Source organism: Alteromonas sp. MmMcT2-2, assembly GCF_022348305.1.
GTDB classification, from domain to species: Bacteria; Pseudomonadota; Gammaproteobacteria; order Enterobacterales; family Alteromonadaceae; genus Alteromonas; species Alteromonas macleodii.
The window spans coordinates 1-22,583 of the sequence record NZ_JAKRFA010000014.1 but is presented as its reverse complement, the minus strand read 5'-3'; the positions used below and the strand labels follow the sequence as shown (position 1 = coordinate 22,583).

At 43.5% G+C, this 22,583-nt stretch carries 20 protein-coding genes; 10 read left to right on the top strand and 10 right to left on the bottom strand.

The window, feature by feature from the left end; translation table 11 throughout:
* Positions 1-14: 14 nt before the first annotated feature.
* The 3 genes from MHM99_RS10190 to MHM99_RS10180 all read right to left on the bottom strand — a co-directional run bounded on the left by MHM99_RS10190 (position 15) and on the right by MHM99_RS10180 (position 2,723).
* Positions 15-1,148: an efflux RND transporter periplasmic adaptor subunit gene (locus MHM99_RS10190; RefSeq protein ID WP_049587276.1), complete on the bottom strand. Its 1,134-nt coding sequence runs from the start codon at positions 1,146-1,148 to the stop codon at positions 15-17.
* 213 nt (positions 1,149-1,361) lie between these two features.
* Positions 1,362-1,754, bottom strand: a complete 393-nt coding sequence (locus MHM99_RS10185; protein ID WP_014949747.1) for an OsmC family protein — start codon at positions 1,752-1,754, stop codon at positions 1,362-1,364.
* 84 nt (positions 1,755-1,838) lie between these two features.
* Positions 1,839-2,723, bottom strand: a complete 885-nt coding sequence (locus tag MHM99_RS10180) for a S1-like domain-containing RNA-binding protein (protein ID WP_049587278.1) — start codon at positions 2,721-2,723, stop codon at positions 1,839-1,841.
* Positions 2,724-2,788: 65 nt separating this feature from the next.
* Between MHM99_RS10180 and MHM99_RS10175 the strand changes: the two genes are divergently transcribed.
* The 4 genes from MHM99_RS10175 to MHM99_RS10160 all read left to right on the top strand — a co-directional run bounded on the left by MHM99_RS10175 (position 2,789) and on the right by MHM99_RS10160 (position 6,209).
* Complete coding sequence (locus MHM99_RS10175; RefSeq protein WP_049587280.1) at positions 2,789-3,526, top strand: 5-oxoprolinase subunit PxpA; 738 nt, start codon at positions 2,789-2,791, stop codon at positions 3,524-3,526.
* A gap of 135 nt (positions 3,527-3,661) precedes the next feature.
* Positions 3,662-4,402 (top strand): allophanate hydrolase subunit 1, encoded by a 741-nt coding sequence (locus MHM99_RS10170; protein ID WP_049587281.1) that lies wholly within the window; start codon positions 3,662-3,664, stop codon positions 4,400-4,402.
* Positions 4,399-5,346 (top strand): biotin-dependent carboxyltransferase family protein, encoded by a 948-nt coding sequence (locus MHM99_RS10165; RefSeq protein WP_049587283.1) that lies wholly within the window; start codon positions 4,399-4,401, stop codon positions 5,344-5,346. Before MHM99_RS10170 ends, MHM99_RS10165 begins: the two co-directional genes overlap by 4 nt.
* Entirely contained in the window at positions 5,343-6,209 is an 867-nt protein-coding gene (locus MHM99_RS10160; protein ID WP_049587284.1) for a D-amino acid aminotransferase, read from the top strand. The genes MHM99_RS10165 and MHM99_RS10160 overlap by 4 nt, the downstream gene beginning before the upstream one ends.
* A gap of 50 nt (positions 6,210-6,259) precedes the next feature.
* Here MHM99_RS10160 and fur read toward each other — a convergent pair whose 3' ends face one another.
* Positions 6,260-6,688, bottom strand: coding sequence for a ferric iron uptake transcriptional regulator (fur, locus tag MHM99_RS10155; RefSeq protein ID WP_014949741.1), 429 nt, complete (start codon positions 6,686-6,688; stop codon positions 6,260-6,262).
* Positions 6,689-7,003: 315 nt separating this feature from the next.
* Between fur and MHM99_RS10150 the strand changes: the two genes are divergently transcribed.
* Positions 7,004-9,010, top strand: coding sequence for a methyl-accepting chemotaxis protein (locus MHM99_RS10150; protein ID WP_168463297.1), 2,007 nt, complete (start codon positions 7,004-7,006; stop codon positions 9,008-9,010).
* Between the two features lie 98 nt (positions 9,011-9,108).
* Here the strand turns inward: MHM99_RS10150 and fldA are convergent, their stop codons facing one another.
* The 5 genes from fldA to MHM99_RS10125 all read right to left on the bottom strand — a co-directional run bounded on the left by fldA (position 9,109) and on the right by MHM99_RS10125 (position 13,035).
* Entirely contained in the window at positions 9,109-9,633 is a 525-nt protein-coding gene (gene fldA, locus MHM99_RS10145) for a flavodoxin FldA (protein ID WP_014949739.1), read from the bottom strand.
* Between the two features lie 26 nt (positions 9,634-9,659).
* Positions 9,660-9,878, bottom strand: coding sequence for a DUF2788 domain-containing protein (locus tag MHM99_RS10140; RefSeq protein WP_012519093.1), 219 nt, complete (start codon positions 9,876-9,878; stop codon positions 9,660-9,662).
* Between the two features lie 124 nt (positions 9,879-10,002).
* Complete coding sequence (locus MHM99_RS10135) at positions 10,003-10,782, bottom strand: alpha/beta fold hydrolase (RefSeq protein ID WP_014976740.1); 780 nt, start codon at positions 10,780-10,782, stop codon at positions 10,003-10,005.
* An 82-nt stretch (positions 10,783-10,864) separates the two neighbouring features.
* Positions 10,865-11,263: an H-NS family nucleoid-associated regulatory protein gene (locus MHM99_RS10130; protein WP_014949737.1), complete on the bottom strand. Its 399-nt coding sequence runs from the start codon at positions 11,261-11,263 to the stop codon at positions 10,865-10,867.
* Between the two features lie 122 nt (positions 11,264-11,385).
* Entirely contained in the window at positions 11,386-13,035 is a 1,650-nt protein-coding gene (locus MHM99_RS10125) for an electron transfer flavoprotein-ubiquinone oxidoreductase (protein WP_014976739.1), read from the bottom strand.
* A gap of 372 nt (positions 13,036-13,407) precedes the next feature.
* Between MHM99_RS10125 and MHM99_RS10120 the strand changes: the two genes are divergently transcribed.
* Both MHM99_RS10120 and MHM99_RS10115 read left to right on the top strand, forming a co-directional pair.
* A complete protein-coding gene (locus MHM99_RS10120; protein ID WP_014949735.1) occupies positions 13,408-14,160 on the top strand; it encodes an electron transfer flavoprotein subunit beta/FixA family protein in 753 nt (250 codons plus the stop codon).
* A complete protein-coding gene (locus tag MHM99_RS10115; protein ID WP_014976738.1) occupies positions 14,157-15,083 on the top strand; it encodes an FAD-binding protein in 927 nt (308 codons plus the stop codon). Before MHM99_RS10120 ends, MHM99_RS10115 begins: the two co-directional genes overlap by 4 nt.
* A 121-nt stretch (positions 15,084-15,204) precedes the next feature.
* Here the strand turns inward: MHM99_RS10115 and MHM99_RS10110 are convergent, their stop codons facing one another.
* A complete protein-coding gene (locus MHM99_RS10110) occupies positions 15,205-15,513 on the bottom strand; it encodes an isoamylase early set domain-containing protein (RefSeq protein WP_014949733.1) in 309 nt (102 codons plus the stop codon).
* 380 nt (positions 15,514-15,893) lie between these two features.
* Between MHM99_RS10110 and MHM99_RS10105 the strand changes: the two genes are divergently transcribed.
* Genes MHM99_RS10105 through MHM99_RS10095 form a run of 3 tightly spaced genes read left to right on the top strand, consistent with a single transcriptional unit; the run spans position 15,894 to position 22,470 of the window.
* Complete coding sequence (locus MHM99_RS10105) at positions 15,894-17,129, top strand: efflux RND transporter periplasmic adaptor subunit (RefSeq protein ID WP_049587287.1); 1,236 nt, start codon at positions 15,894-15,896, stop codon at positions 17,127-17,129.
* The gene (locus MHM99_RS10100) at positions 17,126-20,260 is read left to right on the top strand and encodes an efflux RND transporter permease subunit (protein ID WP_049587288.1); all 3,135 of its coding nucleotides are present in this window, start codon (positions 17,126-17,128) and stop codon (positions 20,258-20,260) included. Before MHM99_RS10105 ends, MHM99_RS10100 begins: the two co-directional genes overlap by 4 nt.
* Positions 20,261-20,307: 47 nt before the next feature.
* Positions 20,308-22,470, top strand: coding sequence for a prolyl oligopeptidase family serine peptidase (locus MHM99_RS10095; RefSeq protein ID WP_080986410.1), 2,163 nt, complete (start codon positions 20,308-20,310; stop codon positions 22,468-22,470).
* Positions 22,471-22,583 lie beyond the last annotated feature (113 nt).

Below are 22,583 nucleotides of genomic sequence, written 5' to 3'. Positions count from 1 at the left end.
CTTGTTGGGCCGAATTAGCTGTTAACTACTTCAACAGGGGCGCTGTCTTTCAAGTTTTGGTGGCCTGCGGTAACCACTTCTTCATTACCGTTTAAACCATTAATAACTTCAACGACTTCGTTGTTTTCAAAACCTGTAGAAATATCAACTTTTTTAACTTTGCCGTTGTCGACAACGAATACACTATGATTATTATCGATGGTAACTAGCGCTCTACGAGGCAACAACGTGGCGTTAGCATGTGTTGCGTACTCAAGTGACACATCGGTAAACATGCCGGCTTTAAGTTTGTTATCTTCGTTAGGTACTTTTAAGGTTACTTTGAACGTGCCTGTGGTCGCATCGATGACCGGGCTTATACGTTCAACACTCGCGGTGATACTTCTGTCGCCTAAAGCCGCCACGGTAAGCATTGCACCTTGTCCAATCACTACGTTAGGTAGCTCATTTTCAGGCAGATACACAATGCCTTGAAGATTACGTTGCTGAACGATATGGAACATTCTCTCCCGTTGGAACGATTCAGTCAGGTTACCTACTTTTGCGTTTCGCTCTGCAATGTATCCATCAATTGGGGCTGTGATAGTGGCTTCTTTCAAATCAAGTTCAGCCAAGCGTACAGATGCTTTTGCTGATTCAAATTGCGAAGTGAGCTTGTCGTAAGTGTCATCGCTGATAAGCTTTTTAGAATAGACTTTGTTGACCTTTTCTAGTTCGCTTTCAATGCCAGCTAAATCAGCCAAAGCTTTTGATAAGTTCAGCTCGTAGCGGCGTTTATCAAGCTGTGCCAGTACCTGGCCTTTTTCAACATAATCACCTTCTTCTACAAAAATTTTTTCGATAATTCCAGATGCTCGCGCAACCACAAATGCTTCTTCACGGGCTTCTAAAATAGCGGTTGTATCGTAAGTGGACGTAATGTCGCCAGTAACAATGGTTTGGGTTTCAACGGGAATAGCAAAAACGGTTTCTTCAACTTCGGTGGCGTTGGCTTGGTCGTTAATGGCATCAGCATCAGAACATGCTGTCATCGAGAGAGAGAGGGCAACAATACCGCTTCCAACAAGTAATTTGAGTGATGTTGGCGAAAACGGTAATAAAGAACGTATTGGTGAAAAAGAGGTGTTGCTGTGCGTTGTAGTTTCCATGGTCAATAACCCTAACGTAATTGTCGTTATATAATAATGACCATATACAGCAGCTAATATGCCAAAGATGTTAACTAATGTTAATTGTTAATTATTTCAATAAGTTACGAGTGTAACAAACAGTTTCAACGAAAAAGCCAACCCAAGTGGTTGGCCTTTTCTACTAATGCCTAGCGAGAATCGCTAAAAAGAGGCTGGTTCTACTATAGTTTATTAAACCAAAGTATAGCTTGTAGTGATCTCAACATTACCCGTTAGCATTAACATGACGGAACAGTATTTTTCTGCAGAAAGCTGCACAGCGCGAGCAAGGGCCTTTTCACTAATGCCTTCACCTGACACCGTGTAATGCGCGTGAATTTTAGTAAATACACGAGGCGGCTCTTCAGCGCGTTCAGCTTCTAATTCACAGTTGCAGGCTTCAATGTTAAAGCGCCCTTTTTTAAGAATGTCTACCACGTCAATACTTGAGCATGCACCAACTGCCAACAGCACTGACTCCATCGGAGATACAGCCTTACCGCTGCCGTCCATCACCGTTTTGTAACCGCTGTCTGTAGTTCCTGTAAAAGTTAAATCTTGATCCCAAGAAACACGTGCTTTCATTGTTTGTCCTAATGTCATAAAAATAAAAAAGGAAGCTGCAAGACAGGCCAGTTTAGCGCTTCAATGCAGCTGTGACATGTGCGTTTATTTGTTAAGGCGAACAGCATCTGGGCTAAGCGTGATTTTCTTTTGCTTATATAACGCCCCTAACGCTTTTTTATACGCCGCTTTACTCACGTTAAAATGAGAGTAAATGGCTTCTGGCGCACTCTTATCTGTTAGCGTAGAAATCCCACCATGAGCTTCTAAGTCATCCAAAATGGCTTGTTGAAGTGCATCACGGCCACCTTTGTCTATGCGCTGAAGGGCTACATCCACCTTGCCATCGTCACGAATTGTTTTAATTACCCCTTCAGTAGCTTGCCCGACTTTAAGTGGCTTAAAGGCATCGCTATGGAAAATAAGACCTAAGCTTTTTTCATTGATAACGACCTTAAAACCTAAATCAGTTTTGGCATAAACCAAGCATTGCACTGTGTCGCCCTCGTTGAGATAGGCACTACTTTCCTTTAGAAAATAGTGAAGCTTGGTAGCACCTAAAATACGCTGGGTTTTATCATCAAAAAAGGTGTGAACAACATAGTACATACCTGGATTGACAGGTTGGGCCTGGTAGTCGTTGGGCATTAAAAGGTCGTTGTCTAAACCCCAGTCGAAAAATGCACCAAAGTTAGTGGCAGATACCGCTTTAAGTACCTTAGTTTCACCAACTTGAATCAAAGGTTTTTTGATAGTGGCATAAAGATCGCCGCGCTGATCTGTGGCTACAAATACGTCTATCTGTTGTCCTTCTGCGAGGGAAGTTTCTACTTCGTCAATCGCAAGGGTCACAGTTTGCAGCTCTTCAGCATCATCTATTTCTATTACGCAGTCGTTTTCGTCGTTGTTTTCGACAAGTGGCGCTAAAGCGTAGCCAAAAGGGTATTGGGCTACGACGCGTAATGTATTAATTTTTCCAATATTTATCATCAGCACTGACTTTTTAAAAAGAACAGGTAACATGATACTGGAATGAACGTAAGAGCTAAACCATTATGAAGTTAAATTGCGATTTAGGTGAGAGTTTTGGCGCATGGTCTATGCCGGTGGAAGCGGCCATTATGGCAGAAATTGATCAGGCCAACATTGCATGTGGTTTTCATGCGGGTGATCCGTTAGTCATGAAGCAGGCTATTCTGTCAGCTAAACAACATGACGTGGTCATAGGTGCCCATCCAGCCTATCCAGACTTACAGGGATTTGGTCGCAGAAGTATGGCGATTGCTGCTGATGAACTCAGCGCTATGATTCAATATCAAGTAAGTGCATTGAGTGGAATGGCAAAGGTTTGTGGGGCCAACGTGAGCTATGTGAAACCTCATGGCGCCCTTTACAATGACATGATGAAAGATACAGCTGTCATGCGCACAGTAATGCAAAGCATAGCCGAAATAAATATGCAGTCGTTAAATTCGCCCCTCGCACTAATGGTACAGGCTACGTCGCAAAATGCAGCGATTAAAGAAGCTGCGCAAGAGTGGGGGCTGCCGTTGTATTTTGAAGCATTTTCAGACAGGCGTTATACCGATGAAGGTTTACTGCAATCTCGCTTGATCGAAGGTGCCGTGTTAAGCGAGAGCGACGCATTGCTTCAAGCTAAACAACTTATATCATCGGGAACAGTAACGACAGCCTCGGGAGCAACACTTGCAATAGAAGCGGATTCTCTGTGTGTACATGGTGATACTAAAGGGGCGGTGAATATTGCAAAGAAAATCAGAACATTTCTATAAACCTGCCTCATAAAAAACACATTTTACAAGAACAATACAAGAGGCTGTTACCCATTGTTGTGCTGAGAGTGGTATATCTAAAACTAAGTACTCAGAACCAAGCACTGACAGCCGTTTAAATAACAAGGACAGTAGATGCAAGCTTTCGGTCGCATTAAGCGAATAGTTACAGCAAGTGCAGACGCCATTATTTTGTACTTTGATGGCGCAAACCTGGACGACGCGAATAATGCCTGTCATCACATGCTGGCAGCGATAGATAGCAAAAAGGGAAGCGATTCGTGGGCTTGGCTGCGTGAGTGTGTGCCTTCTTATGACAGCCTGTTAATTATTTTTGATATGGCATTAATTGATAGCCACGGTGTATACCGTGCCATAAGTAATCTAAGCGCTGAAGACATGAGCCTGCAATCATTCTCTTTGCAAGCAAAAGAGAATGAAAGTAGCGCCGTGATTGAAATTCCTGTTTGGTACGGTGCGCCTAATGCAAGTGATTTAAGTGTAGTGAGTAAGAAAACGTCACTGTCTATTGAAGAGATTATCGAATTGCACACTAGCACGACTTATAAAGTATACGCAGTGGGTTTTTCTCCGGGCTTTGCCTACATGGGTGATATTCCAGAAGCGCTCAAATGTGCGCGACTAGGCACACCGCGCAAACGCGTACCTAAAGGTGCGGTTGCAATCGCTGACAGGCAAACTGCCGTTTACCCCAGTGAATCACCAGGAGGATGGAATTTATTGGGGCTTACGGCATTCGACATGCTCATTCACAGCGAAGAGCAAAGTGAAGCGCGGTTAAAAGCAGGTGATGTCGTTAAGTTCGTTTCGGTTACTGAACAGGAATATATAGCAGGATTGCAGGTTGAACGATGAAAATTGAAGTACTCAATAAGGGACTGTATAGCCTTATTATTGATAACGGGCGAGTAGGGCGGCAACGGGATGGATTTTGTGAATCAGGCCCTATGGATAGTAACGCCTATGATTGGGCCAATTTTCTCGCCTTCAATTTAGACGGTACGCCATGCTTCGAAGCGATTGGTGAAGTGCGATTACGGGTTGATGAAGATTGTATTATTGCTGTGACTGGCAGGGAGCCCTCACTCGATGTAGATGGAAACGCTAAAGCAACATACCAGAGTCAACACGTACCAGCAGGCGCAACTATTACGTTTGGCAGCGCTCTACTTGGTAGCAAAGCCTATTTGGCAATAGGTGGAAATTGGCATGTGCCAAAAGCGGTAGGGAGTGCATGTACGGTAGTACGCGAACAACTTGGTGGGTTGGATGGTAAGGGATGCACGTTAAAAGATGGCGATTGCATCGACATTTCAGCTAACAGCAGAATTAAAAGCACCGCTAGAATACGCACTCTCTCGCGGCAGCACATAGACAACTATGGTTTTTTAGAGTCTATTCGGGTTATTCCTGGGTATCAGTTTTCGAGTTTTAGCGCTGTTGCTTTACGCACGTTTGAAACAAGCAGCTATACGGTTTCATCAGCTGTCGATCGCATGGGCTTTAGGTTGACCGGTGAATCAGTTACAGCCGATATAGAAAACATGCGCTCAGAGGCAATTCATTTAGGCGCAATTCAAGTTCCCGGGGACGGGCAGCCTATTGTAATGATGCGCGACAGACAAACATTAGGGGGTTATCCAAAACTTGGCTGTGTAAGCCCCTGTGATATAAGTCGCTTGGCCCAAGCCGTGCCAGGCGAAAAAGTGAATTTTGTTTTTCAACATGAAGAAGAAGCAAGGGCAGACTGGCTACTGATGACAAGTAGGCGTCGACGACTACAAGGAGAAATATTGTGACGATTGCGTTTTTAAACGGTGAGTATATGCCTCTTTCTGAGGCTAAAATTTCTCCGATGGACAGAGGCTTCCTTTTTGGTGATGGTATTTATGAAGTCATTCCAACGTATTCTGGTAGCGCAGTAGGCTTCAAGGGGCACACATCGCGTATGGCGCAAGGCCTTAAAGCTATTGAAATCGCTAACCCTTATTCAGCAGAAGAATGGCAAGACATTTTGTCCAGCTTGGTCGAAAAAAACAAAGCGTTTATAGAAAGCGGAAACATTGGTGTTTATTTCCACGTAAGCCGTGGCACCGATACAAAACGTTTTCATGCATACCCTAAGAATATAGCACCCACTGTATTCGGGTTTGCTTTTGAAATAGCGCCACCACAGCCTACAGCAAAATCTGAAGCAAGGCCTTTCAAAGTTGCGCTTCAACAGGATAAAAGGTGGCAACGCTGCCATATCAAATCCACATCCTTGTTAGGCAATGTAATGCACTACCAAGCAGGTGTTGACGCAGGCGTTAACGAAACTATTTTGTACAACAGCGAAGGTATGATAACCGAGGCAAGTTCATGCAACGTGTTTATGGTGAAAGACGGATGTATATCTACGCCCCCCTTAAACCATGAACTTCTTCCCGGTATTACTCGCGCCATTGCAATTGAAGCATTTAAACAGGCAGGCCTGGTTGTTACTGAAACTTGGTTTAGCAAAGATGAGTTGCTGGAGGCAGATGAAGTATGGTTAACCTCTTCAAGCAAAGAAGTTGCCCCGGTAGTTGAAGTAGACGGGAAACCTATTGGCACAGGGGAAGTGGGTGACGTGTGGGAGAAAGCAATTAAGGCTTACCACGCATATAAGTTTAAAGCGTAACGAAAAAAGGCCCGCTTAAAGCGGGCCTTTTGCTAGAATAAAACTGTTACTTATTCAGGTAAGTTGTCGCAGTTACCGTCTGTACACTCACCGTATAAATAAAGGCTGTGATGCGTTAGCTTCATCTTGTGTTGCTTTGCAATCATCTCTTGGCGTTCTTCGATAATGTCATCTTCAAACTCAATGACCTTGCCACACTTCAAACACACAAGGTGGTCGTGGTGATCTTTGTGACTGATTTCAAATACAGATTTTCCACCTTCGAAATGGTGGCGATTAAGAATGCCTGCATCATCAAATTGGTTTAACACGCGGTACACGGTAGCAAGACCAATTTCTTCACCCTGTTCGATAAGGATTTTGTAAACGTCTTCAGCGCTGATGTGTTGGTTTTCTGGCTCTTGCAGAATTTGTAAAATTTTAAGGCGAGGCAGAGTGACTTTTAGCCCTGCTTTTTTCAATTCTTTATTTTGATCCATTACAACCTACTAAGAACGAGTGAATAAGTATTTGGTGGTTATTATAGGTAAGTTGAAACAATTTAAAAGCAAAACCGTGGAAACTTTGTTTTCTCGCTGAAAATTTATCCATTGCCCTGGTGCGATAAAAATTGTTACTTCGGTACAGCCCGCATGGTGTCTGGCCTGACCAGATTGTAAGTGCAAGATTTATCTAACAAATGTGCAAAATAAATAAAACTTTTGATGCATTGAATTAACATCCTGTTAAACTAAACTTAAAAAGGCGATACAACCCTTTTTATTTTTTGGCATGTTTTTTTGGTGGAAGTGCCCATGCAGTTAACAATTATAAATAAAATCACGTTAGGCTTTGGCTTATTCGGCTGCTTATTATTACTTACCAGTATTCTTTCCTATTTTGGTCTTAGCGGAATAAAAGATTCTGCACAAGACGTTGTAGAGCAAAAGATGCCAGTTCAGACCAGCATGGTAAAAGTAAAGACTGAGATCCTATCTTTATCAGTGATTACTGCCAACGGATATCATGTCGAAAATAGAGAAGAGCTGGTCGCAAACAAAGAGACGTTTGATACTTTATCTTCCGCATTCTCTGACGACTTGTCTCGTTTAAACTCACTTATGCCAAATAACGCGGTAGCCATTAACGCTGTCGACGTTAGTCTAGCCTACGTTAATAGTAGTAACGACATGTATACCGCTATCAACGAGCGAATGAATATCGAGAAGGCTCTTGCTGCACAGCTTGAAAAAGTCTTAATGACGGCCGATGAGGCTAGTGCGTTAATGCTAGATCTTTCCTATTTAGAGGGAAATAACCCCAGTATTGAAACGCTAATTGGTGCGGGTACTGCAATAGACAACAAATTGCTCACAATGAATGATTCATTCATTGAACTGGCTGAAACCGATAACGCTACGCAAAGTGCGAGTATTATTGAAGATTTAGAATACCAATTGAGTAATTTGCAGGTAGATAAAGACTATGTAAATCGTTTGGCCACAGGGGTAGATGATGGCGGTACGATAGCTTCTTTTAACGAACAGTATGATTTACTGATGGAAGCGGTAAACGGCACAAATGGATTAATTGCTTTGCAGCGACAAAAACTTTCTGAAGTAGACAAAGCGGCGAAAGCTCAGAAGGAAGCAAAAGAAGCGTTAGAAACCGCACTTGCCGACATTAATACTTTGTTTGACGCTGTCCAGAAGCAATCTCTTGATGGGCAGAACGCCATTCTTGAATCTGTTCAGGCCAACCTTGTGCGCAATATCATTGTCGCGGCACTGGGCTTGGTTGCTGCAATATTTTTAGCGGTTATTGTAACCCGTAGTATTTCCAAGCCCCTTGGCCGTATCAATAAAGGCTTAAGTCAGCTAAGTAAAGGGGATTTAAGCACCAAATTGCCTCAAGAGGGCAATGACGAGTTTTCTGCCCTTTCCGCAAAAGTGAACAGCCTAACCGATAGTTTACGAGAGCTAGTGGGCAATATATTAGAGCAAGAAAAACGCCTTATAGACATTACAAAAGAAAGCGTAGAGCTGGGTAATAAGAGCTTATCTGAGGTAGACAAGCAACGTGAGCAAGTAACGGTAACGTCTACGAATACAAAACATGTACAGGAAAAAAGCCGCAGCAACCTCGCCCAAATTAATGAAGCAATGGACGCCCTACGCGATATAACAAAGCAAAGTACAGACATTGGTCAATTGGTACAAAAAAGCAGTCAGCAGGTGGGTAATCAAGCCAAACAGGCGGAGTCTTCGGCGCAGATCATTAATCGTTTGGACGACAACTCTCGCAATATTGGCAGTATCTTAGACGTGATTAAAACGATTGCAGAGCAAACCAACTTGTTAGCATTGAATGCAGCCATTGAAGCTGCAAGAGCTGGTGAACAAGGTAGAGGCTTTGCGGTTGTTGCGGATGAAGTGCGAACGCTAGCCAACCGCACCCATGACTCTACGGAAGAAATTGAGCAGATGATTGGGAACTTACAAAAAGATGCTGCGCAGGCAGTAAAAGCTATTAATGCAGGGCGCGAACAAGCGCAAGAAGGGGTGGAAATTACCCAGCAAGTATCTCAACAAGTAGAGAGTATTAGAGAAATCATTGAGCGGTTAAGCGATATTAACGAACACATTGTGGCCGATACCGAACAACAAGATGTTTTACTTGGTGATGTTGCGAAAAGTTTGAACCGCATAGTTGCACTAGCCGACTCCAGTGCGCAAAGCACGCGCCAGTCGAACGAGTCGACAATGTTGTTGGATGCGCAAACTGAGAGCTTGAGAAAAGCAGTAGAGCGGTTTCACCTGTAATCGCTGAATAGCGTAGCTGACAGCAGGCGCTGCTGATTAATTATTTAAAAAAAAACCGCTCATCAGAGCGGTTTTTGTATTCTTCTTCGCAGTTGTGCTTAAGCAAGTTCTGCCAAGCAAAGTTCATCGTGAATTTGCTTGCACCACGCTTTAACGCGCGAGTCAGTTAGTTCTGGTTGACGGTCTTCGTCAATACCCAAGCCAACAAAGTGATTGTCGTCAGCCATGCCTTTAGACGCTTCAAAGTCGTAGCCTTCAGTTGACCATTGACCTACTAAAATCGCACCTTTGGCTTCAACGATGTCACGTACCATGCCCATCGCGTCTAGGAAGTACTCTGCATAGTCTTCCTGGTCTCCACAACCAAAAATAGCAACTAGCTTGTCGTTGAAGTCAATTTGCTCTAGTTCAGGAAAGAAATCATCCCAATCGCATTGCGCTTCACCGTAGTACCACGTAGGGATACCAAAGATAAGCAAATCAAATTCAGCGATGTCTTCTTTACTGCTCTTGGCAATGTCTTTAACATCAATTAGCTGTTTACCCAATTCCTTCTGGATCATTTTCGCAACATGTTCGGTATTACCCGTGTCACTTCCGAAAAATAGGCCAACGCTTGCCATATCTAACCTCTATTAATCGTTACTAATTAAACGCCTGTGCTTAGCCAAAACCATTCAATAATGCCCTTCGCAAGAAACCCTAATGCGCCTAAACCTAGCACACCGTACGTTACCACTCGTCCAATAAGTGGCACATCGTTCTTACGCAGTACATCGTGTACAGCAAAACCCATCAACCCAAAAAGGATAGATAAGCCGCCATACAGCATGATGGACTCAATGAGTTCGTAATTTTCTGCAAGCATAGTGTTGTTACTTAAAAAAATCTGGCGCAACTATATCACAGTATATACGCCTGTAAGAGCCTAAAACGTTCAAAAATAGGTAATAATAGTCATTCTCATCTTAAATGATGATGAAAACCCTTCTTTAAGACGATTTATTGAGCGTTCTTTCTACAACGGCGTTAAAGACCGCTGGCTTTTCTGCATGTAACCAGTGGCCAGTACCTTCTATTACATGTGCTTTAGCCTTGGGAAAATAACGCGTTATTTCATCGCGATAGGCTGGCGTAATATAATCAGACTCACTGCCCTTGATGAATAAGGTTACGCCATCAAATGTTTGATTTGTTTGTTCCCAATCAATAATGTGTGAATAACTTGCAATTAATCCATCGACATTAAAACGCCATTTCCAATCGCCATTTTCATCTTGATATAGGCTCTTCAATAAGAATTGTCGAACGCCTGGCTCTTTCACATGTTTAGCCATTTCTTTTTCAGCATCTTTTCTACTTTGAATTGCATCTAAGGGAACGGCCTTGAGTCCATCAAATACGGTTTGGTGACTATGGTCGTAAGATACTGGTGCAATATCGGCGACAATGAGGTGAGAAACAACGTCGCCGTGGTTTAAGGCTAATCTCATGGCTACTTTGCCGCCTAATGAGTGGCCTAAAACCGCGCTTTCTCTAATATTAAGCGATTGCATAATCTCGAACACCCCATTTGCAGCATCGTCGACAGAAAATGAAGATGTCCATGGGGATTCACCGTGGTCAGGCAGATCAATGCTGATCACGTTGTAATTAGACTCAAAGTGGCGCTTAATGCCGGCTAAATTATCGGCATTTCCAAATAGTCCATGAATGAGAATCAGCCAGGGAGAGGTAGAAGCGCATTCCGAAAGTTTGTAGTTCAACTTCACAATATACTTATCCGTTTCTGAACATGCTGTTCAAACAAAATAAGGCCTGTAAAAACAGGCCTTGTTTAATTCACAATTTCAATTAATTAATGGCGTAATCGTCGAGTGACTTACCGCTATCTAGCGCTTCTTTATAAACGCGAGGCATGCGTCCTATACCTGTCCAAAGGTGTTCTTCACCCTTGCTATCAACAAGCTTGTATTTAACCGGACGTTTTTTGCCAACCTTTTTGTTTGTTTCTACATTTAATGCCTGTAGATCTTCAACATTTAAACCCGCTTCTTCCATTTGCTTTTTAATAGCAGCGAGCTTCTCTAATTTTTCTTTCTCAAGCTTTTCTTGTTCTACTAATTTTTCTTTTCTTTTCTCAATTATACCGCTAAGTTTTTCTTGAACTTGTTCAAGTTCTTCAATGCTTAATTCCTTAACAGCACCTTGTAAACGTCTTCCATGGGTTAAAATATCTAAAAAATCGCTCATTAATTAACCTTAATACGTTGTACTTAATTTCTATTGGATAATAAATAAAAGTAGCACAAAAAAAAAGCGAGCCAAGCTCGCTTTTTAAAAATATCCGTTAAATAGCAAATTAATACTTTAAATTACATGTTCGGGTAATTTGGTCCGCCGGCACCTTCCGGAACTACCCATTTAATATTTTGACTTGGGTCTTTTATGTCGCAGGTTTTACAGTGAACACAGTTTTGTGCATTAATTTGGAACCGTTTTTCACCTTCCTCTTCAATTACTTCATATACACCAGCAGGGCAGTAGCGCTGTGCTGGCTCTGCAAATTTAGGTAAATTAACCTGCAAAGGAATAGACGGATCTTTTAATTTTAAGTGGCAAGGCTGGTCTTCTTCGTGATTTGTATTAGATAAAAATACAGAAGACAGTTTATCAAAGCTTAACACGCCATCTGGCTTAGGATATGAAATCTCTTTTGCATCTTTCGCTTCTTTAAGCTGTGCGTAGTCTTTATGTTCGTCTTTCATGGTGAAAAACAAATTACCATTAAAGATATTTTGCTCTAGCGTGTTAAATGCGCCACCCCAGAAATTTCCGAGTTTGTGGATAGCGGGGCCAAAGTTACGAGAGCGGAACAATTCGTCGTATAGCCACGATGATTTAAATTTCTCTGTAAAGCTTGTTAACTCTTTTACTGGTGCCTCAGCATTTTCTGAAATGGCTTCAAAAATACTCTCTGCTGCAAGCATGCCCGACTTCATGGCCGTGTGATTACCTTTAATTTTGGCAAAGTTTAGCGTTCCGGCTTCACAGCCGACGAGTAAACCACCTGGGAAGGTCATTTTAGGCAACGAGTTAAACCCACCTTTAGCGATAGCTCTTGCGCCATAAGAGACACGTTTACCGCCTTCAAGGTACTGTTTAAATACGGGGTGGTGCTTTAGGCGTTGAAATTCATCAAACGGGCTTAGGTATGGATTGTCGTAGTTTAGGTCTACGATTAGGCCAACGAACACTTGGTTATCTTCAGCGTGGTATAAATAGCTACCGCCTGTTGCATCGTCAAGTGGCCAGCCTGCACTGTGAACCACAAGCCCTGGCTGGTGCTTGGATGGGTCTATATCCCAAATCTCTTTAAAGCCAATGGCATAATGTTGCGGTGAACTGTCTTCGTCCAGCTTAAAGTGCGAAATGAGGTCTTTTCCTAAGTGACCGCGACAGCCTTCTGCAAACACTGTGTATTTAGCGCGTAGTTCCATACCTGGCATGTAACCGTCTTTAGGTTCGCCGTTTTCACCCACGCCCATGTCGCCGGTAAGTACACCGCCAACACTACCATCTTCATTGTAAATGACTTCAGAGGCCGCAAAGCCAGGGAATACTTCAACACCTAGTTGTTCAGCTTGTTCTGCCAACCAGCGACACACATTACCCATAGACACAATATAGTTGCCATCGTTGTGCATGGTTTTCGGAGTAATAGCGTTAGGTAACTTTTTCGCTGAAGTCTCATCATTAAGTAGGTAAATGTGGTCTTCAGTTACGGGTGTATTGAGAGGTGCACCTTTTTCTTTCCAATCAGGGAAAAGTTCGTTTAGTGAGCGCGGCTCAAACACGGCACCAGAAAGAATGTGTGCACCTACCTCGGAGCCTTTTTCGACCACACAAACCATTAGCTCTTGGTCTTTTTCATTTGCAAGCTGCATAAGCTTACAAGCCGTTGATAATCCAGCTGGGCCGGCACCGACGATGACTACGTCAAACTCCATCGATTCTCGTTCCACGGGAGGCTCCTTATGTTTGTATTTTTATAATGCACTATTGATGAAACAAATAATGCTTTGTGTCAAAAACATGTAAATTAATTGTCGTTTTGCAAGGTAATGCAGGTTGACGTTTACGTCAACAGTAAGTACATTGCAAAGCAGTTTACGTTAACGTTAACTGGCAGTGTATTATAACTGCTCGTAAACGTGGTGTTAACGGCGTTTTAAGGCTAGCCTTTAAAAAAACGTACGTTCCACGGATTCTTTTTTAACGTAGAGCACATTGTTAAAGTTTCAAAAAGCGTGGTGAAGTAATACGTTTTTAATTATTAATAGTTAATTATTAATGAAACGTAATAGACACCGACGAACTCAACAATTGAGGTAAATATGAAAATACTCGTACCGGTCAAACGCGCGATCGACTACAACGTTAAGGTAAGAGTGAAGGCCGATGAGTCTGGCGTAGATCTTACCAACGCAAAAATGGCCATTAACCCTTTTTGCGAAATTGCTGTTGAAGAAGCCGTTCGATTAAAAGAAAAAGGTGTGGCCACTGAAATCGTTGTTGTTTCAATTGGTGATAAGAGCTGCCAAGAACAAATACGTACAGCATTAGCCCTAGGTGCTGACCGTGGTATTCAAATCGATACCGACCAAAATCTTGATTCACTTCAAGTGGCAAAGCTGTTATCTAAAGTAGTTGAAGAAGAGCAACCACAGCTTGTTATTCTTGGTAAGCAGAGTATCGACTCTGACAATAACCAAACAGGACAGATGCTTGCAGCACTTACTGGTATGCCGCAGGGGACTTTTGCGTCAGAAGTCGTTGTTGACGGCGAAAAAGTAAATGTAACCCGTGAAATTGACGGCGGTCTTCAAACTGTTGCACTTTCGCTTCCAGCGGTAGTAACCACAGATCTTCGCTTGAACGAGCCGCGTTATGCATCGCTTCCTAATATCATGAAAGCAAAGCGCAAACCGTTAGACGTTAAAGCGGCTGCGGATTTTGGTGTTTCACTTGACTCAAACGTTAAGGTGCTAAAAGTGACGCCTCCGCCTCAGCGCGAGGGTGGCATTAAAGTGGCAGATGTTGCTGAGTTGGTAGACAAGTTAAAAAATGAAGCAAAGGTGATTTCATGAGCGTACTCGTATATGCAGAACACGATAATGCAAGCTTAAAGACTGAAACGCATAAGCTTGTGAATGCCGCGCAGAAAATGGGTGGCGATATTCACGTGCTAGTCGCAGGTGAAGGTTGCCAAGCAGTAGCTGAAGCTGCGGCGCAAATTGACGGTGTTGCAAAAGTACTTGTTGCTGACAATGCTGCTTACAAGCATCAGCTTGCTGAGAATACGGCTGATCTAGTTGTAGAACTTGCTGCTGACTACAGCCACATTGTTGCTGCTGCAACCACGACAGGTAAGAACTTCATGCCTCGCGTAGCGGCTTTATTAGACGTAGCGCAAATCTCTGACATCATTGGTGTAGAGAGTGAAGACACGTTTGTACGCCCAATTTACGCAGGTAACGCTATTGCTACCGTACAATCATCTGACGCGAAGAAGGTCATTACTGTACGAGCTGCATCATTTGATGCTGCAACAACAGGCGGCAGCGCAGAAGTTGCAGCAGTGGACGTTGTAAAAGGCAGTGATAAGTCTGATTTCGTATCGGCAGAGCTGACTGAGTCTGAGCGACCTGAATTAACTGCAGCAGAAGTGGTAATTTCAGGTGGCCGTGGTATGCAAAACGGTGACAACTTCAAGCTTCTTGAAGGCATTGCCGACAAGCTTGGTGCTGCGATCGGTGCGTCGCGCGCTGCGGTAGACGCAGGGTTCGTTCCTAATGATATGCAGGTAGGTCAAACAGGTAAAATTGTTGCGCCTCAGCTTTATATCGCGGTAGGTATCTCGGGCGCTATTCAACACCTTGCAGGTATGAAAGACTCTAAAGTCATTGTTGCTATCAACAAAGATGAGGAAGCGCCAATCTTCCAGGTTGCAGATTACGGGTTAGTAGGCGACTTGTTTGATGTACTTCCAGAGCTGGAAAATTCGTTGTAAATCGAATTTTAAGGCTTAACAAATTAAAGACAAAAGGCTGCGTATACGCAGCCTTTTTTGTAGGGAATTGTTATAAAATACCTAGAGTAGTTACGGGTATGTTTTTTAATGGAACAATAATTTAAACGCGCACCACTGAGTTGTCTTCTATGCTCACAGGTGAGGGAATATAAGCATCTGCTTCCCAATCGTTTTCCCATTTTTCACCATCGATGAGATAGCGAAACTGGTACTCGTGATCCTTCTCTAAATCCACCGTTAACGTAAAGTCTCCACTTTTCAGTTTCTTCATCGTTAGTGGCTGTGATTTCCAGTCAGTAAAGTCACCACACAACGCTGCTTCTTTGGCGTCTTGCGCCGCTTCCGCATTTAGTCGAAATGTCACTTTGCACAGAGGTTTTGATTTAAGGTATTGTTTCTTAAGACTCATAATGTGTTTTCCCTTCAACGTAGCGAAATCATTCCCGAGGCTACTTCGCATTAAAGACTAAGCTCAAATAACAACCGCCGGTTAACTCATAACCAATGAGTGATTAAATAATCAACGAAAATCTGATAATTATCAATCTTACTTTGTATTCTTTTGATAATTTTTTATATTAGGGCGGCTGATTTTTATGTGTATTTTAAAAACAATTAACAGACACAAAATTTAACAATCTTAAGTGGGCACAATAACCACAAATCAGTACACTAGTGTTGAAACAATAATAATAGATTTTCGTGGGTTATCAGGTGGTATGTGAAAGTGCAATACATCGTTGCGTCCGTTTCACTCGCGTGGATTTCCTTCGTTCCTAGGGATAGTAAATGAAAAACTCCATCTTGATGAAAAGTGGCATTCCACTAATCATAGTTTTGGTCGCGTTTATCGCCGCGACAGTCATGATCAAATCACGTAAGCCACCAGAGCAAGTACCCGTGGAAATTCCTGCTTTTTTGGTTGAAGCGAAAGAAGCAACAGCAGAGGCCGTGAGCTTTATCGTAAAATCTCAGGGTAACGTTGTTCCGCGAAATAAAACTGCGTTAAGTGCGCAGGTCAGTGGCCAAGTAGTGAGTTTGTCTGATGTATTTATAGCTGGCGGTACGTTCAAAAAAGGGGATGTGCTGGCAACACTTGAACAAGATGATTATCGCACGGATCTTAAGCTTGCAGAGGCTGAATTAGCTCAAGCGCAAGCAGCGCTTCAAGAAGAAATAGCTCGCGGCAAAGTAGCAGAGCAAGAATGGCGATCGGTAAGTAGCGTTGCACCGCCTGAGTTGGGTTTACGTAAGCCGCAACTGGCAAAAGAACAAGCAAACGTTAAAGCTGCAGAAGCCAAACTAGAGCGCGCAAAACGCAACTTGGCAAGAACGCAAATTACAGCCCCTTATAATGGCATTGTGGTTGAACGTAATATTGACCTGGGTCAGTTTGTATCGATGGGCGCAGTACTTGGTACCGTTTACTCCACCGATACTGCAGAAGTCAGGCTGCCTATTACTGACAGCGACTTAATGTTTATCAATATTGCCGGACAGTCCAATGACGGCGCTCCGGTTTCGTTAACGGCCTCTGTGGGCGGTGTGAAACGTACTTGGGAAGGTAAACTGGTGCGTTCAGAAGGTATCTTAGATACGGGCAGCCGAGTAGTATATGCCATTGTGGAAGTACAAGATCCTTACAATCTGAAATCTTCACATAATGCCCCCCTTCGTTTTGGTCAGTTTGTAGAAGCAGAAATCACGTCTCGTCAGAATGAAGAATTGGTGGTGTTGCCTCGTAGCATTTTACGTTTAGACAATACCGTACTGACTGTTAACGACAATCGTGAGATTGAAATAAAGCCTGTTGAGGTTGCGCGTACAACCGCTAAAGAAGTGTTTATTCGTTCTGGTATTGAGCATGGAAGCCTGGTAGTGAGAAGTGCCGTACCAAACCCGTATAATGGCATGAAGGTTCGTCTACCAGGTGATGAGCCAGTGCTATCTGATGCCGCTGAATCGGATGCTAGCGAAGATAACGATAAAGTAGAGAGCACGTCCACGGAAGGTGATAGCGAATGAGCCGTATTGATACCAATAAAGGGCTTATTGCCTGGTTCGCGCGTAACAGCGTAGCTGCAAACCTTCTGATGTGGTTGCTTGTAGTTGGCGGATTATTTGGTGCCTTCAGTATTCAGAAGCAAGTATTTCCCAATTTCGAGATAGACGTTATTAATGTTCGCGTACCGTATTTGGGGGCCGCACCTCAGGAAGTAGAAGAGGGCGTACTGCTTAAAATTGAAGAGTCAATTAAAGACTTAGAGGGTATTAAGCAGCTTAATTCCACAGCCGTTGAAGGTATGGGTACGGTAAGTATTCAGGTGGAAGAAGACTATGATGTTCAATCTTTACTTGATGAAGTAAAAGTACAAGTTGACGCTATTCCGAGCTTCCCCGCAGACACTGAAAAGCCCGTTATTTACCGTCAAAAAATACAACAAGACGTAATTTGGCTCTCGGTTTACGGTGACGCGTCTGAACGGGAGTTAAAAGAGTTTGCCAAAGATTTGCGCGACGACATTGCTAACCTACCTGGTATTTCAAGTGTTCAAGTTGTTGGGGCAAGGGACTATGAGATTTCCGTTGAGCTTTCGGAAGTTGATTTGCAAAAATACAACCTTACATTCGCCGATGTCGTTGCGCGTTTAAGTCAAACCAGCGTCGACTTACCCGGCGGCTCAATTCGCACTGAAAATGGCGATATTCTGCTTAGAACGAAAGGGCAAGCCTATACTGGTTGGGATTTCTCGCAGATTGTATTAGTAACAAACGGTAACGGCACGCGCGTGACATTAGGTGATGTGGCGTATATCAACGATGGTTTTATTGAAAATAACCAATATGCGCTATTCGACGATAAACCCGCTGTTAGTTTGCGAGTGCGTGCGGTAGGTGATCAAAACGCATTAGAAATCTCTGAGCAAGTTAATACCTATATTGAGAGTCAGAAATCGGAATTTCCGGCGCATATTACAGCTGATACGTGGGGCGACAGTTCGTTCTACTTAGCTGACCGACTCAACATGATGCTGGAAAACATGTTCTTCGGCGCGCTGCTGGTTTTCTTGGTACTTTCTTTGTTTTTAAAAATTAAGCTCGCGTTTTGGGTCATTGTGGGCTTGCCGGTTTGTTTTCTTGGCACCTTGTTAGTTATGCCGCTAGATATGGTTGGTGTGTCTATCAACATGCTTAGCCTGTTCGCGTTTATTCTTGTGCTGGGTATTGTGGTTGACGACGCCATTATCATGGGGGAATCGGCGTATTCTGAAATAGACAAAAAAGGCCATAGCACTGAAAACGTGATAGCGGGCGTCAAAAAGGTCGCTATGCCAGCGACATTTGGCGTGTTGACAACCATTGCCGCATTCTCGCCCATGCTGATGGTATCTGGACCGTTTGGAATTATTTGGAAAACCATCGGTATGGTGGTTATCGTGTGCCTTATTTTCTCGCTCATTGAGTCCAAACTAATATTGCCGGCTCACTTGGTACACATGAAGCTTAAGCCTTACGATCCTGAAAAGGCGAATAGATTTCAAAAGTTCCGAGATTTCTTCAGCGAAGGTATTAAGACGTTTATAAACAATAAATACGCGCCATTTTTGGCTACAGCTGTACGAAATCGCTACACCACGGTTGCTGTGTTTATGGCTATGCTGATCCTCACAGTAGGCCTGTTCGGTGGTGGTATTGTACGTTTTGTATTTTTCCCGAATATTCCTAGCGATTTTATGATTGCAAGTTTCGAGCTTGAGCCAGGCTCATCGCTTGAACAGCGTGATAATGTACTGACTACGCTTCGCGAGGCCATGCACCGCATGGACGACAAAGTAGCTGAAGAGTCGGGTGAAAACGTTATAAAGCACGCCATTGCCTTTGACAATGGCAACCTTGGGGGAGAGATTTTCGCAGAGCTTACCAAAGGTGAAACGCGTACGCTGACAGACTTTGAAATTCAAGACATGTGGCGTCAAGAGTTACCAGAAATCCCAGGTGTTAAGTCGTTTAATATTAGCTCTCCGGGTGGCCCTGGTGGCGGTTCAGACCTGAGCTTTGAATTTAGCTCAAGCGATATTAAGGCCCTTCGTTCGATAAGTGATGAACTTAAAGAAGCGTTGGATAAATACGAAGGTGTTACCGACATTAACGACACCTTCTCAGGCGGAAGCGAAGAAATCCAGCTAGCACTGAAACCTCAGGCTGATGCGCTAGGTATTTCTTTGCGTGATTTAGGTCAGCAGGTTCGCTTTGGTTTCTATGGTGCGGAAGTACAGCGTATCCAGCGTGACGATGAAGAAATCAAAGTGATGGTGCGTTATCCGAAAACGGAACGTAGCTCTATAGAGCATCTTGAAAACATGCGTATCCGCGCGCCAAATGGGCAAGAAATTCCGTTTGAGCAGGTGGCGACATTTACAGTTGGTCAGGGCTTTGATTCAATTATTCGTGTCGATGGTAAACGCTCGGTAACCGTAACTGGTGCAGTGGATAAAGCGTTGCTTGACCCGTCAGAAGTAACCAATGATGTGATTGAAAATCTGATGCCGGATCTATTAGCGCGGTATCCCAAGGTGGACTTCCAGCTTCAAGGTAACTCGAAAGAGCAGGCTGACGCTATGATCAGCCTAATGCAGGGGCTTTTATTTGCACTCTTTGCCATTTACACCTTGCTTGCTATTCCGCTTAAATCGTACAGCCAGCCTTTCATCATTATGTCGGTTATACCTTTTGGTATCGTAGGCGCCATTGTGGGGCATTTGGTATTAGGTATGGCGGTAAGCGTACTTTCTATCTGCGGCATAATTGCGTTGTCTGGGGTTGTAGTTAACGACAGCTTGATCATGGTGGATTTCGTTAACCGTGCGCGCAAAGAAGGCATGTCGCTAATGGATGCTGCTATTAGCGCAGGTACTCAGCGTTTCAGAGCAATTATCCTCACCTCACTAACAACGTTTATGGGGCTTATGCCAATTGTTTTTGAGCGCAGTTTACAGGCTCAAGTTGTGATCCCAATGGCTATTTCATTGGCCTTCGGTATTTTGTTCGCCACGGTGATCACCTTGCTGCTTGTCCCAGCGCTGTACCTTATTTTAAATGACCTTAAAAGCGTGTTTAAAGGTCGAAAACATACGCAAGTTACGACAGAAAGCTAAATAGAAAATGCCGGTTGAAACCGGCATTTTTCGTTTAAGGAATAAAAATGAAGAAAAATCTAATATACGCTGCCATAGTAGCGGCATCAGCAGGTTTAACCTTGGCGTGTACAAGCTCGTATATCGAATCTACTAGTTCAGTGCAAGGTGAATCACAAAGTGGCGGCATGCCAAAAGTGTCCGACTATCCAGAAACCAAAACTGTGACTCAGCAAGACAACTATCATGGCACTGTAGTGAGCGACCCATACCGCTGGCTAGAAGAAGAAAAGAGCGAAGAGGTAAGTGCTTGGGTTGAGTCTCAAAACACCCTTGCTCGTCCTTACCTGGCTGAATTGCCCTCTAGAGAAAGATACAAAGAACGTCTAACAGCGCTGTGGGACTACGAAAAATACTCAACGCCATATATGGTAAACGGCAAGCTGTTTTATTCTTATAACGACGGCTTGCAAAACCAATATGTGCTTTATATGGCTGACGGCGTTAACGGTGAGCCTGAAGTACTGATTGACCCAAATACATTGAGTGAAGATGGCACAGTGTCTATGGCGTCAACTGAACTAAGCCCTAAAGCCTCGTTCTTGGCCTACATGCTTTCTGACGGTGGTACAGACTGGAAAACTATTCACGTTCGTGACACCAGTAAGAAGTCGGATTTAACTGACACTATTAAAGGCATTAAGTTTTCAAATATCGCGTGGTTGCCCGATGAAAGCGGCTTTTTCTATTCACGTTACCCCCAAAATGAAGCTGGTAAGTATGATGATAGCCAAACCGTATCTATCTATTTTCACGCAATAGGTACAGCGCAAAGTGAAGACAAAAAGGTTTTTGCGTTTGACAATAAACCTACATGGAACCCTTATCCTTCGGTTGTTCAAGATGGCAAAACACTGCTCATTTCTGTGTTCGAGGGATATCAGGCGAATGGTGTTTATGCTAAATCGCTGGTAAATGATAACAGTGAGCTCGTTCCGGTTTTCGACAAATGGGATGGCCGTTACGACCTAATTGGCGAGCATGACGACGAGTTATTTTTCACATCTACAGCAAATGCCCCTAGAGGTAAGGTTATTAAGGTTGATTTCGATGGTGGCGTTAAAGCAACGGAAACCGTAATTGAAAGTACATCTGATACCTTGTCGAGCGTTTCGCTATTGGGTGAAAAACTTTTTGCTCAGTATCTAAAAGATGTAAAAGGGCAGGTAAGTGTATTTGATTTAAACGGCAAGAAAATAGATGAAATTGCGTTTAATGATATTGGAAGTGTTAGCGGGTTTTACGGAAGCAAAAATGCCGATACAACGTTCTATAAACTTACGGGGTTCACTAACCCTGGCCAAGTATTTGCGTATGACGTAAAAAGCGGCGAGTCATCATTATTTAAATCCATCGATACAGGTGTTAATTATGATGACTACGAAACAAAGCAAATTTTTTACACCAGTAAAGATGGAACAAAAGTTCCCATGTTTATTGTGCATAAAAAAGGCTTGAAGCTAGATGGAAATAATAAAACATTACTGTACGGGTATGGTGGTTTTAATATTTCACTGCTGCCCCGCTATTCAGTATCGCGCATGGTATGGGTAGAGCAGGGCAATGTACTGGCCATAGCTAACTTACGTGGTGGTGGTGAGTATGGGCAACAGTGGCACAAGGCTGGGACTAAGTTAGATAAGCAAAACGTATTTGATGACTTTATCGCAGCGGGTGAGTATTTGGTTGAAAGTGGCTACACCACGCCTGAGAAAATGGGTATTCAAGGTGGCTCGAATGGCGGTTTGCTTGTTGGTGCGACCTTAACACAGCGCCCGGATCTCTTTTCTGCTGCCTTACCTGCAGTTGGCGTGTTAGATATGCTTCGCTATCACACACCTAGTGCAAATGCGCGAGCATGGTCCTCTGATTATGGGTTAAGTGAAAACAAAGACGAATTTGAAGCGCTTTATGCTTATTCGCCACTTCACAACACCAAGCCCGGCACGTGCTACCCGGCTACATTAGTCACTACAGGTGATCACGATGACCGTGTTGTGCCGTGGCATAGCTATAAATTTGCAGCTCAACTACAGGCTGACCAAAGCTGCGATAACCCAATTCTACTTCGTGTTGAAACTCGAGCTGGTCACGGTGCGGGTACGCCAACGTGGATGCAAATAGAAGGGTATGCCGACCAGTGGGCCTTTTTGGAGTCCGCTCTCAACTAGCGCATATATACTGCTTGTGTCGTCCTAATATAGGTTGACAGTTATTAGGCCAGCTCTCGAAGCTGGCCTTTTCTATTATGCACTGCGTTAGGCGTTTCCATATCTAATGCTAA

Excerpts from the sequence above, each read along its gene's own strand:
- MHM99_RS10115 (WP_014976738.1), top strand. The coding sequence starts at position 14,157 with ATGAGCGTACTCGTATATGCAGAACACGATAATGCAAGCTTAAAGACT.
- MHM99_RS10165 (WP_049587283.1), top strand. The coding sequence starts at position 4,399 with ATGAAAATTGAAGTACTCAATAAGGGACTGTATAGCCTTATTATTGAT.
- MHM99_RS10095 (WP_080986410.1), top strand. The coding sequence starts at position 20,308 with ATGAAGAAAAATCTAATATACGCTGCCATAGTAGCGGCATCAGCAGGT.
- MHM99_RS10175 (WP_049587280.1), top strand. The coding sequence starts at position 2,789 with ATGAAGTTAAATTGCGATTTAGGTGAGAGTTTTGGCGCATGGTCTATG.
- MHM99_RS10130 (WP_014949737.1), bottom strand. The coding sequence starts at position 11,263 with ATGAGCGATTTTTTAGATATTTTAACCCATGGAAGACGTTTACAAGGT.
- MHM99_RS10105 (WP_049587287.1), top strand. The coding sequence starts at position 15,894 with ATGAAAAACTCCATCTTGATGAAAAGTGGCATTCCACTAATCATAGTT.
- MHM99_RS10180 (WP_049587278.1), bottom strand. The coding sequence starts at position 2,723 with ATGATAAATATTGGAAAAATTAATACATTACGCGTCGTAGCCCAATAC.
- MHM99_RS10110 (WP_014949733.1), bottom strand. The coding sequence starts at position 15,513 with ATGAGTCTTAAGAAACAATACCTTAAATCAAAACCTCTGTGCAAAGTG.
- MHM99_RS10140 (WP_012519093.1), bottom strand. The coding sequence starts at position 9,878 with ATGCTTGCAGAAAATTACGAACTCATTGAGTCCATCATGCTGTATGGC.
- MHM99_RS10150 (WP_168463297.1), top strand. The coding sequence starts at position 7,004 with ATGCAGTTAACAATTATAAATAAAATCACGTTAGGCTTTGGCTTATTC.
- MHM99_RS10185 (WP_014949747.1), bottom strand. The coding sequence starts at position 1,754 with ATGAAAGCACGTGTTTCTTGGGATCAAGATTTAACTTTTACAGGAACT.
- MHM99_RS10190 (WP_049587276.1), bottom strand. The coding sequence starts at position 1,148 with ATGGAAACTACAACGCACAGCAACACCTCTTTTTCACCAATACGTTCT.
- MHM99_RS10100 (WP_049587288.1), top strand. The coding sequence starts at position 17,126 with ATGAGCCGTATTGATACCAATAAAGGGCTTATTGCCTGGTTCGCGCGT.
- fldA (WP_014949739.1), bottom strand. The coding sequence starts at position 9,633 with ATGGCAAGCGTTGGCCTATTTTTCGGAAGTGACACGGGTAATACCGAA.
- MHM99_RS10120 (WP_014949735.1), top strand. The coding sequence starts at position 13,408 with ATGAAAATACTCGTACCGGTCAAACGCGCGATCGACTACAACGTTAAG.
- MHM99_RS10170 (WP_049587281.1), top strand. The coding sequence starts at position 3,662 with ATGCAAGCTTTCGGTCGCATTAAGCGAATAGTTACAGCAAGTGCAGAC.
- fur (WP_014949741.1), bottom strand. The coding sequence starts at position 6,688 with ATGGATCAAAATAAAGAATTGAAAAAAGCAGGGCTAAAAGTCACTCTG.